Origin of the sequence: Streptomyces sp. HUAS TT11 (genome assembly GCF_051553595.1) — a bacterium.
GTDB lineage: Bacteria > Actinomycetota > Actinomycetes > Streptomycetales > Streptomycetaceae > Streptomyces.
Window position 1 is genome coordinate 9,668,554 of sequence record NZ_CP196184.1, and the last position, 13,116, is coordinate 9,681,669.

The 13,116-nt window shown below is 68.8% G+C and carries 14 protein-coding genes and 1 pseudogene; 4 read left to right on the plus strand and 11 right to left on the minus strand.

The window, feature by feature from the left end; all coding sequences use genetic code 11:
* Positions 1-55: 55 nt before the first annotated feature.
* Positions 56-682 carry a DUF6518 family protein gene (locus tag ACSHXN_RS43540; protein ID WP_438302329.1) on the minus strand — a complete coding sequence of 209 codons (627 nt, stop codon included), beginning with the start codon at positions 680-682 and terminating at the stop codon, positions 56-58.
* 270 nt (positions 683-952) lie between these two features.
* Here ACSHXN_RS43540 and ACSHXN_RS43545 point away from each other — a divergent pair, with 270 nt between their 5' ends.
* The 3 genes from ACSHXN_RS43545 (at position 953) to ACSHXN_RS43555 (ending at position 3,358) form a co-directional block, all read left to right on the plus strand.
* A complete protein-coding gene (locus tag ACSHXN_RS43545; protein ID WP_438302328.1) occupies positions 953-1,426 on the plus strand; it encodes a carboxymuconolactone decarboxylase family protein in 474 nt (157 codons plus the stop codon).
* 173 nt (positions 1,427-1,599) lie between these two features.
* Complete coding sequence (locus tag ACSHXN_RS43550; protein ID WP_438302327.1) at positions 1,600-2,523, plus strand: RNA polymerase sigma-70 factor; 924 nt, start codon at positions 1,600-1,602, stop codon at positions 2,521-2,523.
* A 220-nt stretch (positions 2,524-2,743) separates the two neighbouring features.
* The gene (locus tag ACSHXN_RS43555; RefSeq protein ID WP_355136665.1) at positions 2,744-3,358 is read left to right on the plus strand and encodes an RraA family protein; all 615 of its coding nucleotides are present in this window, start codon (positions 2,744-2,746) and stop codon (positions 3,356-3,358) included.
* Positions 3,359-3,565: 207 nt separating this feature from the next.
* Here ACSHXN_RS43555 and ACSHXN_RS43560 read toward each other — a convergent pair whose 3' ends face one another.
* From ACSHXN_RS43560 to ACSHXN_RS43575, 4 genes are all read right to left on the minus strand, one after another.
* The gene (locus ACSHXN_RS43560) at positions 3,566-3,898 is read right to left on the minus strand and encodes a YciI family protein (RefSeq protein WP_355136663.1); all 333 of its coding nucleotides are present in this window, start codon (positions 3,896-3,898) and stop codon (positions 3,566-3,568) included.
* A 184-nt stretch (positions 3,899-4,082) separates the two neighbouring features.
* Positions 4,083-4,751, minus strand: coding sequence for a histidine phosphatase family protein (locus ACSHXN_RS43565; RefSeq protein ID WP_355136661.1), 669 nt, complete (start codon positions 4,749-4,751; stop codon positions 4,083-4,085).
* A gap of 619 nt (positions 4,752-5,370) precedes the next feature.
* Positions 5,371-5,766 carry an HIT family protein gene (locus tag ACSHXN_RS43570; protein WP_355136659.1) on the minus strand — a complete coding sequence of 132 codons (396 nt, stop codon included), beginning with the start codon at positions 5,764-5,766 and terminating at the stop codon, positions 5,371-5,373.
* A 394-nt stretch (positions 5,767-6,160) separates the two neighbouring features.
* The gene (locus ACSHXN_RS43575; protein WP_438302326.1) at positions 6,161-6,943 is read right to left on the minus strand and encodes a DUF1963 domain-containing protein; all 783 of its coding nucleotides are present in this window, start codon (positions 6,941-6,943) and stop codon (positions 6,161-6,163) included.
* Positions 6,944-7,214: 271 nt separating this feature from the next.
* On the opposite strand from ACSHXN_RS43575, the gene ACSHXN_RS43580 reads away from it, so the two are divergent.
* Positions 7,215-7,679, plus strand: a complete 465-nt coding sequence (locus tag ACSHXN_RS43580) for an SUKH-3 domain-containing protein (protein ID WP_438302325.1) — start codon at positions 7,215-7,217, stop codon at positions 7,677-7,679.
* 8 nt (positions 7,680-7,687) lie between these two features.
* Here ACSHXN_RS43580 and ACSHXN_RS43585 read toward each other — a convergent pair.
* The 6 genes and pseudogenes from ACSHXN_RS43585 to ACSHXN_RS43610 all read right to left on the minus strand — a co-directional run.
* Positions 7,688-7,916: pseudogene (locus ACSHXN_RS43585) on the minus strand (ISL3 family transposase); the annotation flags it as partial.
* Positions 7,917-8,644: 728 nt separating this feature from the next.
* Positions 8,645-9,406: a hypothetical protein gene (locus ACSHXN_RS43590; protein ID WP_438302323.1), complete on the minus strand. Its 762-nt coding sequence runs from the start codon at positions 9,404-9,406 to the stop codon at positions 8,645-8,647.
* 154 nt (positions 9,407-9,560) lie between these two features.
* Positions 9,561-9,965, minus strand: a complete 405-nt coding sequence (locus ACSHXN_RS43595; protein ID WP_438302322.1) for a hypothetical protein — start codon at positions 9,963-9,965, stop codon at positions 9,561-9,563.
* 137 nt (positions 9,966-10,102) lie between these two features.
* The gene (locus ACSHXN_RS43600; protein WP_356114958.1) at positions 10,103-10,720 is read right to left on the minus strand and encodes a hypothetical protein; all 618 of its coding nucleotides are present in this window, start codon (positions 10,718-10,720) and stop codon (positions 10,103-10,105) included.
* A gap of 205 nt (positions 10,721-10,925) precedes the next feature.
* Positions 10,926-12,032, minus strand: coding sequence for a hypothetical protein (locus tag ACSHXN_RS43605; protein WP_438302321.1), 1,107 nt, complete (start codon positions 12,030-12,032; stop codon positions 10,926-10,928).
* 395 nt (positions 12,033-12,427) lie between these two features.
* Complete coding sequence (locus ACSHXN_RS43610) at positions 12,428-12,973, minus strand: hypothetical protein (RefSeq protein ID WP_438302320.1); 546 nt, start codon at positions 12,971-12,973, stop codon at positions 12,428-12,430.
* Positions 12,974-13,116: the final 143 nt, after the last annotated feature.

Genomic DNA, 13,116 nt, shown 5'->3' on the forward strand with positions numbered 1-13,116 from the left:
ATGGGCCCTTCGGTCGCCCCGCAGCCCCGCGGCCGTTTTCCGCTTCCTTCGGGTATCACGGCGAGAGGTGCTGGAGGGGAAGTTCGACCACACCGTAGGCGATCGGCGAGAAGACCAGGGCGGTCAGCAGGGTGAGCGCGCGTTCCTTGTGCCTGCGGGCCATCGTCAACGGCACGAGGACGAGCAGCGCAGCGCAGCCCCACGCCTGACCCTCGTAGTGCAGCGCCCAGGCCGCCAGGATGGCCTCCATGCCGAACACTCCGGCGAGCGCGGCCAGTCCGACCACGCGTCGGAGCGTGGTGTGTCCCCGTCGCCACCACGCCCCCGCGACGCCGAACAGAGGACCGCTGACGACGGCCATCACCAACCACACCAGGGGCCAGGCCAGGCTGCCCATGCCGGACCGGCCCAGCTCGGCGTAGCCGTAGTAGCCGACGACCAGACCGATCGTGGTGCACAGGCCGACGAGCGCCGACGCACGTACGGCCGTCTTCTCTGCGACCACCGCGCCGGCGGCGAAGGCAGGAACACTCCACAGTGCCCCGGAATTCGCGATCTGGTTGAACGAGCCGGGGAGCCAGCCCTGAGCGAGGTTGGTGAGGACACCAAGGGCGATACCGGCTACTGCCGCGGACAGCCACCATCGGCTGACTCTTGCCACAGGAAGGGAAGCGCCCACCATCTCGAAGATCCTTACGCATCTATACACAGCAGCTATACACGGCGACTATACATGCGGGCTATACATGTGGGGTATAGATGCCCCGGGGGCGGCGGCCGTGGTCGGCACCGCAGCGTCGAGTCTCACTGCGGTCTGTTTGACCGGGGGACACAACGGCCCCGGCAGGCCTTGCGTTCATGTCTTCGACTCAGGGTGCCGCGCCACCGTGTCACAGGGAGCGGGGCTGCCTCGTCTCGGGTGCAGCCACCGACGATTCCCGAGGAGCACGTGATGGACGCACGAGTGAACTACTTCGCCAGCCCGACGGCGGGGAAGGCCCTCAAGCACCTGATGTCCGCAGGCAAGGCGCTCAAGGAGTCGCCGCTGCCGGCCGCGACACAGGAACTGGTGGCCTTGCGCGTCAGCCAGATCAACGGCTGCGCCGTCTGCATCGACATGCACACCAAGGACGCCACGGCCGCCGGCGAGAGCGCGGTGCGACTGCATCTGGTGGCGGCATGGCGGGAGGCGACGGTCTTCACCGAGGCCGAACGGGCCGCCCTGGAACTGGCCGAACAGGCGACCCGGGTCGCGGACGGCGCCGGCGGAGTCAGCGACGCGCTCTGGGCGCGTGCGGCCACGCACTACGACGAAGAGCAGCTCGTCGCCCTGGTGGTCCTGGTCTCCTTCATGAACACGGCGAACCGGCTGAACATCATCGCCCGGCAGCCGGCCGGCGACTACGAGCCCGGACAGTTCCACTGAACAGCCGTCAGGTTCCGGGCCGTGGAGCGGACTGAGGCCACGGCCGGGAGCCAGGGGGTGTTGCCCGGTTCCGCCGACGAACCGGATGATCTTCGCAGACCGTCTCCGGCCGGCCCGAAGCCGACCGGGCGTAAGGACACGATCGGGCGCAAGGACATGAGGGAGCAGAGTCTGTGAGCAAGGTCGAGGAGTTCGAGGAGCTGCGGCCGCTGCTGTTCTCGATCGCCTACCGGATTCTGGGCAGTGTGAGCGAGGCGGAGGACGCGGTGCAGGAGACCTGGCTCCGCTTCGACGCCTCGCCGACCCGGCCCGCGTCCCTCAAAGCGTTCTTGTCCACCACCGTGACCCGTGTCGCGATCGATGTGCTGCGCTCCGCGCGGGTGCGGCGGGAACAGTACGTCGGACCGTGGTTTCCGGAGCCGCTGCTGAGCGATCCCTACGAGGACCCGGCACGAGCGGCCGAGCTGGCCGATTCGGTGTCGATGGCGGCGCTGCTGCTCCTGGAACGGCTCAGCCCGCTGGAGCGGTCGGTGTTCGTACTGCGGGAGGTGTTCGCTTTCGGCTTCGACGAGATCGCCGCGGCGGTGGGGCGTTCGCAAGCGGCGTGCCGGCAGCTGCTGGTGCGGGGGCGGCGCCACATGCAGGACGGACGGCCACGGTTCGAGGCGGACCGCCAGGAGCGGCAGGAGCTGGCGGCACGGTTCTTCGACGCCCTGCGCGAAGGCGACGTGCACGGGTTGCAGAATCTCCTCGCCGCGGACGTGTCGATGGTCGGTGACGGCGGCGGCAAGGCCCCGCAGCTGGCGAAGGCCGTCCTCGGCGCCGGGAACGTGGCCCGGCTGCTCGCCTCCGTCTTCCCCCTGATGGCCCGCATCGACGTGACGTTCACGCAGGCCGAGGTCAACGGCCAGCCCGGCGCGATCTTCCGCGACCGCGACGGCAGAGTGCTCCACACCCTGGCCCTGGACGTACTCGACGGGCGGATCCAGACCATCCGCTCGGTGATCAACCCCGACAAGCTCGGCCACCTGGGGCCGGTCGCCGACGCCTTCACCGTCGCCCGCGAGGTGAAGCAGGCCCGCCGGCAGACGAACTGACCCGAAATCGGCCCGGACATGCTCGCGCTGACACCCCATGACACCGCTCAGTGAACAGCCGCCCAGCCGTGCGGCGACGTTGAGGGGCCGAACCCCGACCGGTCCAGGAAAGTGATCACCGTCACCGGGCGGCACCGGCGTCCTCCTGCCCTGCCCGGGAGGAGGATGGCGGCGGGCGGCGCGGCGCGTTGCCGGGCCGGACCGTATCGGGGAGGACATCATGGGCAGCGCTTTCGAGGACATTCCCACCACGGCCGTCGCGGACCTCGTGGGTCGTGAGCAGGTGATGGACATCGGCATCCGCCCGCTGTGGGGCGCACCGCACGTGGCCGGGCCGGCGTACCCGGTGCGGTGCGCGCCGGGCGACAACCTGATGCTGCACGCGGCGATCTACCGCGCCGAGCCCGGCTCGGTGATCGTGGTGGAGTCCGGCGACCTCAACTACGCGCTGGCCGGAGGCAATGTGTGCGCCATTGCCCAGCGCCGGGGCGTGGCCGCTGTCGTGGCCGACGGCCTCATCCGCGACCTGGGCGAAGTACGCGAGGCCCGCTTCCCGGTGTTCGCGCGCGGTGTCATCCCCATCCCCGGCGCGAAGCGGGGGCTCGGCAGCCTCGGTGAACCGGCCCGCGCGGGCGGGGTGCTGGTGCGCGGGGGAGACATCGTGATCGCCGACGAGGAGGGCGTCGTGGTGGTGCCCGCCGCCCGCGCGCAGGAGGTCCTCGCGGCGGCGCGCGCACGGCTGGCGAAGGAGGCCGAGCAGGGCCTCGACGACTGGGAGCAGGAGCACCGGGCCCGCATCGACAAGGCGCTGGACGAGGCCGGGTTCACCGGCTGAGCGAACAGCGCGCGACCGCGCGCCGGTGCGCGCGCCGGGCGGCCGCCCGGCCGGTCCGGGAGCGTCGACCGCGGCGTGCCCCGGTCGGCGTGGGCGCGCCGGCGCCGGCGCCCAGCCGGTATCGGCCGCCGCACGCGAGGGAGGGGGGCACAGTCCAAGTGGGTGTGCAGCCGTCACGGCAGACACCGTGGCCCGCACTTCACGGTCCTACGGCGCTTCCTGCAGCGGCCAGACCTCGACCACGCCCTGGGCAACAGCGCACGGGGTCTTCGACACGAGCCGGACGGCCTCCTCCAGCGTTGCCGCTTCGATGATCGCGAACCCGGCCACCGGCAGGGCCGAGGACAAGAAGGAGCCGCGCTCCACGCTTATGCCGGCGCCGTCGTGGTTGCGCACCTGTACGGGTGCGCCGGCGATGCCCACAACGGTCCCGGCCTCCAGCAGGCGGGCGTCATGCGCATGCGCCTCGTCCCGCACCGCCGCGTCGGTGCGGTCGTAGCCTTCCTGGTCCCCGTATCCGATGGTCACGAATTTCGCCACAACAGGCCCCTCCACTCGCTCGTTCGCAGGCAATGCTCACCGGTTTTGACCCTCGGCCGTGCCCGAACTCATCGTTGTGCCGGAAGATCAGTACACCGGCGGCGCAGCCGCCCGCTCGCGAGCACCTGCTGCCCTCTTCGGGCGCAACCGGCACGCCCCGCGAGGCATCCGCAGCCCGGCCGGGTCAGCCGTCGGTGGCGTCGACGGCTTCCCCCGCGGGCCCGCTGGCCTCGGGGGCACGGTCGTCGGGGCCGAGGGGAAGACCTTGCCAGGACACGACCCGCCAGCCGCGGTCCGGGGCGCCGGACAGGATGACGACACCGGTGTTGCGCAGCTCGTGGGTGGAGGCGAACTCGACGTCGATGTTCTCCGCCCGGGCCGCCGCCCACATACGGATGACGGCGCCGTGACTGACCATGGCGATGGTGTGTGCCGCGCAGGCGGCGGCCTCCGCGACGACGGCATCGAAACGCTTCAGGGCCTCCACCCCGCTCTCCCCGCCCGGCATCCGCCGCTCGGTGTCGCCCGCGGACCAGGCGAAGGCGGTGCTCAGGTACGTCTCGACGGCCTGGTGGTCGCCGCGCATCTCCAGGTCACCGGCGGACAACTCCCGAATACCCTCGCGCACCTGCACCTCAAGACCCCGGTCGGCCGCCAGCGGCGCCGCGGTGAGCTGGGTGCGCACCAGCGTGGACGCGTACAGGGCGCCGATGTCCTGCGCCGCCAGCGCCGCGGGCAGCGCGGCCGCCTGCTCCTCGCCCAGGCGGGTCAGCCCGGGCCCCGGCACGGCGGTGTCCAGGAGGTGCTTGACGTTGGAAGGGGTCTGGCCATGGCGGATGAGGAGCAAACGCATGCGGGGGCCTGTCTCCCGGGAGGCTGGGTGCGGTCCCCTCACTGTGCCATTGCGCGGACCTGCCCACCCCGGCGGGGCCCGCACACCCGCCCCGCCGCCCCGCGTTCGCACCCTCGTCGGCCTGCCGCCACCGGCACGCCCGCGGCACGCGGCCCGTACGGGATACCGCGCGGCACACGGCCGGCTGCTGTCGGCCCTCGAGGCAGGCGAAGCCCGGGCCGGAACCCTGCCGGGGGAGTGGGCGCGGCACCGGCACGGTGCGGTGCGAGCGACCGGCGTCGTCGCTCAAGGACGCCGGGCGTGGGCGGGCACCCCGCCTACGGTGGCAGGCACCGGGAGTCCACGGACCCGCATCACCACGGCGCAGGACGGCTCCGACCGCCACCCGCACGGCGGGAAGAGCCCTCACCCATCGCATCGGTGAGGCCGACGAACTCGCCCGGGTGATCCTTTTTCTCCCGCCAGGTCGGGCCTCCTCGTCACCGGCGGTCGGACATGGCCGACCGGCGGTGAGGGCGTGAACGCAAAGCCCGGCACCCCCTCGCGCGCACCGCGGTTCCGGGCAGGCCCGGCGCCCGCCCGGTACCGCGGTGCGCACGGCCGGTCCGGCAGAACCGGCTCAGTCCAGGGCGGCGGCGATGCGCGCCCGGGCTTCGTCGAGTTCCGCGGCCGGCACATCGCTGTTCGCGCGGCGGAAGTCGAAGTCTTCCAGTCCCCACGCCGGGAAGACGTGCAGATGGCAGTGCGGGACTTCGAAGCCGGCCACCACAAGACCGGCCCGCGGGGCGTCGAAGGCACGCCGCTGGGCAGCACCGATCCTGGCCCCGACGGTCATGAGATGGCCCATCAGGTCGGGCTCGAGGCCGGTCCAGTCGTCGACTTCTTCCCGCGGGACCACAAGGGTGTGCCCCATGGTCAGCGGCGCGATGGTGAGGAAGGCGACCGCCCGGTCGTCGGTCCAGACGAACCGGCCGGGCAGCTCACCGTTGATGATCCTGGTGAAGAGCGTGGGCATGAGGCCATTGTGGCGTGCGCCGGGCCGCAGCCGTCACCGGGCCGCCGGGCCCCGGCAACACGGCGCGGACCGGGCACGTCCCCTACCTGCACGACGGGTACGCGGTCGCGCGCCACGACTGCCTGACGGGCAGCCGGCCACTTGATCGCCGAAACGCTCTGCACCGCGGCCCGGAACGACGATCCGCCCTACCGCCGCCACCGGACTCAGCAGTTGGATGACGTCTGCGCCGCGTCGTCGGCAACCGCAGTCACCACGCGCCCGGTTGACCGTTCTCGATGCCGGCAGGTGTGGTCGGCCTCATCCCGAGGCTGCACGTGGGCGTCCTGCAGTGACCACGCCCGGGCCGGCGCGGGCAGGCCACCGACCCGACGCGCTGCACCGCCCCCGACCGTCAGTAGCAGTCGTAGCGCCAGTCCCACGGGAGACCGGGGCACTGGCGGCAGCGGAAGAAGTAGACGCCGCCGCAGTCGCCCAGTTGCATGTCGCCGGTGATGGTCAAGAGGTGCTCCATACGGTGTCCGCTCTCGCAGTCCGGCCAGTTACCGGTCTGCGTCCAGGCCGGCCAACCGCCCACCTTCGTCCCGACGACGTTGCAGTCCTCGTCCGGCAATGCGACACGCGATCCCCAGAGAGTCAACGTGTCCTCGGACAGGTCATGCCAACTCGGATAGTCCTGCGCGATCGTCGGAGACAACGCGGACCGCTCGGGCATGTGGTCCTCGTCGTACTCTCCCTCGCTCACCTCGGGGATCTCGGACAGCAGCCCGCCGGCCACGACCTCCGCTTCGTTGCGCCAGTACAGTCGCGGCACCACCGGCCCGGGGTCCTGCTCATGTATCAGCGCGCACCACACCAGCTGCAGCAGATCCTTGCCCTCCGGGAACTCCAACCCCGGCACATCCCGAGCGAACAGCTGAAGGATCGGCACCATCGGCACCGCGCCCGGGGAAACCTGGGTGTTGTCGGGGTAGACGGACGTCCAGTGCTCATCGTTCGCGCAGTACGGCCACGGCTCATCTGCCGGCCACAGCAGCGCACCTCCCAGCGAGCTCTCCTTCATGCCGGGATCGCCGGGCTCCGGGTTGAGGAGGGTGGTTTCCCGGCCAAGGGCCGCGTACTCCGGAATCAGGGCGCGCAGATCGTGCGCGGGCGGTTCGGGTGTGTCTGCGGGCATCGTGACTCCTGGGGTGTGCAAAGACCGACCGGACGCTGCGGGCACGCTAATACGTGCCACCGACAACCTCATGCAGCAACGGGCGGGTTGGGGACGGGGAAGCGCCTGTGTCGGTTGCTGTCGGGTTCCCGCCGGGCCCCGCTGCCGCTCCGTCTGGCTCTGTTCACGAGATTGGGTTCTGGCTCGCTTTCCGTAAGGCGGTCACACACTGTTGACGTCGGCCGCTGAGATGATCGTTGCTCGCTCGTAGTCGAGGAGCCGGGGTCCCAGGATGAGTAGTTGGTCACCAGAGACAGGTGAGGTGCTGGAGGCGTCGGGATGGACGCCTGGGCGGAAGGTAGGTACGGACCACTGGCGATCCATGTTCGAAGCAGCCGGCCTCGCCATGCATGACGCAGCGGAAGTCTTCCTGCAAGAGTTCGGTGGTTTGACTGTGAACGTCAGCGGACCAGGGATCAGCTGTGCACGCACGCCGTTCGAACTGGACCCCGAGCTGGCCTGGGGGGAGGATGACCGATTTGCGGAGTGGGGCGAGTCGATCGGGCATCGTCTTTTCCCGCTCGGCGAGCTAGATCACGGCCGGTTCTTCCTGGCCATCGATGAGGTGGGCGTGATCTATCTCGTTGAGACGTGGGTTGCCAGCTTCGGACCGATGCCTCAGGCGATGGAGAACTTGGTTCTCGGCGTGGCTCCTCGCCGGATCGATGGGGACGAGCTGGCGGGCCAGGCGTTCTGACACGTCGCTCACCTGTAGAGCAGAACTCGCTTTCGGAGGAGTTGAAATCCGGCTCGGCCGAACATCTGCCGTTTGAGCACCTTGATCCGGTTGACGTGCCCCTCTACGACGCCTGAGTTCCAAGGGAGGGTGAGACCGGGCGATGACAGCGCGGACGGCGTCGAGCCACTTGGGCAGCCGCTGGCCTTCCCGCTCGGTGAGGATCTAGGCGAAGGACCGGACATGTCCAGTGAGTGCTTCCATCTCGGGGCAGTTGACCATGACGGCCTTGAGACGGAGCTGTTCGGCCTCTGTGAGGGTGTCGGGTGGCGGAGGATCCAGCCGGCGACCGTGCGAGGTGAAGGTGGCGGTGCAGTGACCGGATCTGCCCAGAGGCGCTTGGTGCGGAAGTAGGCGCGAACTCGCTGGTAGCTACCGGCGTAGCCGAGCGGCACGATCTCCTCCCACGCCTTCCAGGCGTTGGTGCAGCCTTGGTTCCAGCGGTCGTCCAAGTAGGGTTTGTACTCGTCGAGGACGGAGGGGCGCCCCTGCCATTGGCCGCGGAAGAGTTCCTCGGGCACGGTGGCATCGGCGAGGATTTTGACGGTGCGGTAGGTCATGCCGAGTTGGCGCTGGATCGCGCGGCGGCTATGGCCGGTAGCGTGCAGAGCATGGACGGCCGCATGGCTGGCCCGAGTCCGGTCGGCGAACCGGTGGCCGGTGGGCCACGGCGAGCCAGAGGGTGTCTTTTCCACGACGCGCACTGTCAGCCAAACCAAGATCGGCACTGACCATTTTCGGGCAACTCTCGGAGGCCGATCCGCGCGTCAGCCGTCACTCATGTCAGCGGTCACGCTTTCCCCACGATCTACATGATCAGCGTCACGTAATTCCCCACCCGGACGGTCACGCTTCCCCACGGGGATGGCGGTTGCGAGTGGATGCCCAACGACAGGGGAAGGCCCAACCACGCCTCTCCCTGCCGTTCACATGAACAGCGGGTCGACCGGCGGCCACGGGTAGCCCAGTTGCTCGGCATCATGCGAACCTCCCCAGACCTCGGCGGTGGCACGGGGATCGCCTGCGGTCAGCCGCGCTTCAAGGCGCTCGGCTTGGACCGATGGGGCGTCCGCAGAGACCGGGAGGGTCATCCCGAACTGGAGCCAGGGCAGATCTGCATCGGCCCGGTTACGGGGATGCCACAGGACGACGTGGATTCGATCGGGTTCCTTTCGGGAGGCCCAGACGCCTTCCAACTCGCAGTCCCACCTGACGAGCCAGTCCCCGCGTCCCCTCAGCCCCGCCTCAAGCAGCCGCGCAACCGCTCCTGCCGGCCACTCCCAACTGCGGTCCTCTCCGGCTCGCAGGACTTCGGCCTCGTACTGACCTGCGGTGAACCGAAGCTCCGGCAGATCGAAGTCCTGATTGGCCAGGTCGCGCCAGCCCGCCCAGACAACATGATCCCCGTTACGCGTGACCGTCATGTACAGCGCGCCACAGCACTCCTCCACGCCGCACCCGGACCAAGCGAGACGAACGTCGTGGGGCGTCGCCGTGGCATGCAACGGCCCGTCCTGGCCCAGCAGATCCCTGGGACTTACTCCCAGGTACCGGGAGCCTCCCACGCCACCGGGGACCACCTCGGCCAGAAGATCCCGGCCATTGACGATCGGGCGAACCTCCACGCCGCCTTCGTCGGGTTGGGGGCACGCGATGCTCAGACTGAGAAGGTCCGGTCTCGTAGTCATCCGCCAATGATCGCGGAGCTGGCTCGCAACTCATGTGAATTCGCGTGGCCTCCGCTCAGGGCGGTAGTTCGGGCCGCCTTCAGGGACGCTGGCCCCGGACACCCCTCCGGAACGACGGGATGGCAGCCTGGGGAATTACGTGACCGTCCACAACTCAGTGTGCACCCGTCACGGAAAGCGAGTCAGAACCCCAGTTTTGACAGCACGTCCGCGTCACCATTTCGCCTGCCTGCTCGGTCCGGTCTGTCTCGCAGAGCAATCGGATGAGGGTGTAGAGAGCGTCGCGGTCGTCGTCCTCTGCGCGCTCGTGGAGCATGGCTTCCATACCGCGGTCGCGAAGCGCTCGGTTGAGCCGTCGACGTGCATGGACGTCCGTGCAGGCCAGGTCCGTGAGCTCTGTGAGCCGTTCCGCGTGGGCGAGCAGGGCCATGTGCCACAGATGGTTGCTGTGGGCGTAGTGGTCGGTGGAATAGCACTCGGCGTGGGTGCTCACCAGGGCGATGGCGGTGTCCCAGTCACCGGACTGCTCTGCTGCCCGTGCCTGCTCGAACCATGTCACCGGTCGAGTATCGCCCAGCCCTGCTGAGCGGCAAGGCCCGCGCGGACGCCACCGCCTCGCAGTCCGTCCGGTAGGTCACCCCCGTACTTGCGCTCCAGGGCCCGCATCGACTCACCAGACTCCTGCGAAAACGGGTCCTACTCGGTGACTGACTTCTCAGTCTTCGAACGGAGATCATGAATCGGGAACGTCGTGGGTGAGGAATGTTCTTTGCACGTTCCTCCTTCTCGATGCAGTTCTTCGGGTCGCAGTGCCCAGGCGATGGCCTCGCCCGGGCCGCAGAATGAGGGTTCGAGGTGGAACGTGGTCCGTGTCCCGAAGGGTTTCGGCGCTATGAACTCTTCCCGTGGACTGGCAGGATCCATCCCGGCCAGCTCCTGTCGATAGCCGCGGCCATCCAGCCACACCTCGATGACCGTGCGGGCGCTGAGTGCGGCAGCTGCGGAGGGAGCCCAACGCTGCATGTCGAATATGTCGAGCAGGGAACCGAAGAATTCAGGAAGAAGCCTCTCCCGTTCATCGGCACTGGGGCGCTGATCGCTCTCCACGGTGAAGCTGAGATCAGATCCGATCTCGACACTGATCTGTCCATGCCTGCCGTCGCGACGGTGCAGCGCGTCCCAGGCCACCGCCCGCAGGACTTCGGTGGGAAGCTCGGGGCTGCCCTGCTCAACCAGAAAGTACATCTGTGGGCAGCGCCGCACATGCTCCATGAGGTCAGCCACCCGAAGCGGCTCGACGGTGAACCTCTCCACTCACCCTCCCCATCTCTGCACTTTCCAGCCAGGCGCAGCCGATCATGGCACCCGCCACCGGCAATCACCACGCTCCCCGCCCATCCAGTAGCCGTGACGGATTGTCAACCGATCACGGAAGTTGAGCCAGAACCCGAGATTGGACAGCAGATGCCGGCCCACTTCGGCAGGCGCGAGAGTCTGGCGCTGTTCGATCGCGCGACGGCTAGAAGAGGTGGGTCGAGGTGCCCTGCGTGAGGTTCTCGAGGACCGTGCGCAGCCATGGGCTGCGCACGGCCGGTAGCCGGACCAAGGTGTGCTGGAACGTTTTCCGGTCGGCCCGGAACAGGTAGTTGGGGAGCGGCGGGAGCGGGTCGTCGCGGAGTACGTCGTGGGGTATGCGGCCTGACGCGGGGACCGGCAAGTACGGCTGGGGAGAGACCAGCCAGAGCCACACCCCCAGCGGCAGGGGTACCGGGTATGCCGACGCAGTCGGGCCGGCGGGGGTCCAGGTCCGTCCTGTTTGAGGATGGACCGGTACGAGGAGGATGTCGACGTCTGCGTCCGGGGAGGGCTGTCCCGGTCCAGCCAGGACGGCGCGCCGCTTCGGGGGGCCTGCCGGCAGCAGGGCGTCGAGCGCGCGTTGGAACACGTCCGTGGTCAGACCGCCCGGGACCTTGACCGGCTGCCCTTGGGAGGCAACCAGCAGGTGGGCGAGCGCATGGCCGGCTGCCGCCTCCCACCGCGGGCTCCACGACCAGGAGTGGTTCGACCCCGACCGTCCTCCCCACGGGGCAATCGGCTCGAAGGGAGGCGTTTTCTCCCCCTTCTGTGCCAGCTCCGCCCAGGAGAGGGGCGCAGCATGGATCCCGTCAACGGGGACGCGGTGCACGGTGTCCGAGCTGAGCCGTACTGCCTGCCAGAGGGAGCAGTCGTCGACCCTGGTCGCCACGGGGAGGTCGCATGCCTCGCAGACCATGTTGGGTCCGTCGGCTCCGTCGAGGCCGCAGCAGGCACCGCCGCGCTTCTCGGGAATCAGCCGGGTTCCACGGATATCACCGGGCGCAATGACACTCGCCCCGGGCGTGCTGTCGGACAGGGCGTAGACCGGCGCGTAGATGCCGCGTGCCTCCGCCTCGCCCGGATCGATCTCATCCCACAGCCGCCACGGCCCTCCCCAGGGGTCCGGGTCCACGGCAAACGTCCCGGGCTCCATGAGCACCGGAAGCTGGGCTCCGTTCCCGTAGTTCTGACGGGCGTGGACCGGCAGTGAGACCTGGGACAGCGGGGTGGTCAACTCGGCGCCGCATCCCGCACACACGAAAACGAACAACTGTCCTCCGCCTGGGAAACAGACGCATCGTCGCAGCTCGCCGGCCCCCGGCCAACATGTTTTCTCACCCGTTGCGGGAACGGCACCTGCCGCCGTCGTGGAGCATCAAACGCAGTGCGGGCAAGTGCCGGCCGCCGCCTCTACGGCAAGCGACTTGCGCAGTGTTCGAATTCCCGGTGTGTTCTGGCGTCGTCCGAAGTGGTGAACATCTGCTGACCGGGTTCCCCGTGCCTCTGCAAGGAACACAGGATCAGCCGCAGGCCTGCCGGGCCGGGAACCGGGGCCGGTAGAGCCCGAACCCGCGACAAATGGTCGCAGCTTCCCAGGCTGAGAGCCCGAGTTCGGTTCCCGACACCACTCCGGAAAGGTGCCTGCGAGTGGTACGTCGACGTCGGCTACTGGACATGCTTTGACGCATAGTCGACGAAGACCTCGATGGCTTCCCCTGCCGCGTCGTTCAGTCGCCGCCGTTCTACCTCGCTCTCAGCACCTGAAATGTCGCGTGTCTGATTCAGCGCTGCCCCTGCACGTGCCACCAGGGCATGGTCTTCCGTCACCAGCTTGACGCGGTAGAACGCCTGCCGCGCGGCTGTGCGCAGACGGTGGCCTTCGTGGTACGCCACCCTGTACGCCTCCCTCTCGGGGTTCTCTTGCTTTCGGAAGAAGCGCTCGGCTTGCCCATGCCGGAAGTCCTCCACCGCAGCGGCGAAGGCGGTGTACGCGGCGATCCGCTCGTCGCGCAACCTCTGCTGCTTGGCCGCAAGCCGCTGAAACGGATAGGTGGCAACGGCGCCCAACAACGTGCCGACCACTGCCACAACGCTGGTCCATATCGGCTCCATTGCCACAGGTGAGCACAGGCGTACCTGTGCTTGGGTGACGTCGACCTCCTCTTCATCAAACATCCCCATGCGGAGAGACAGAGATCCCACGACGGGCATGTGGAGCTTGTAGCGCCAGCCAGCTCCCAGGACCCCATCAGCAGACAAAGCCGTTGCTGTACAACAACGAAGTGCAGCAACTCCAGCAAACGACCGCGGCCGGCAGCCGCTTCGACTGATCCTGCGACGGCCTCAATGACCCT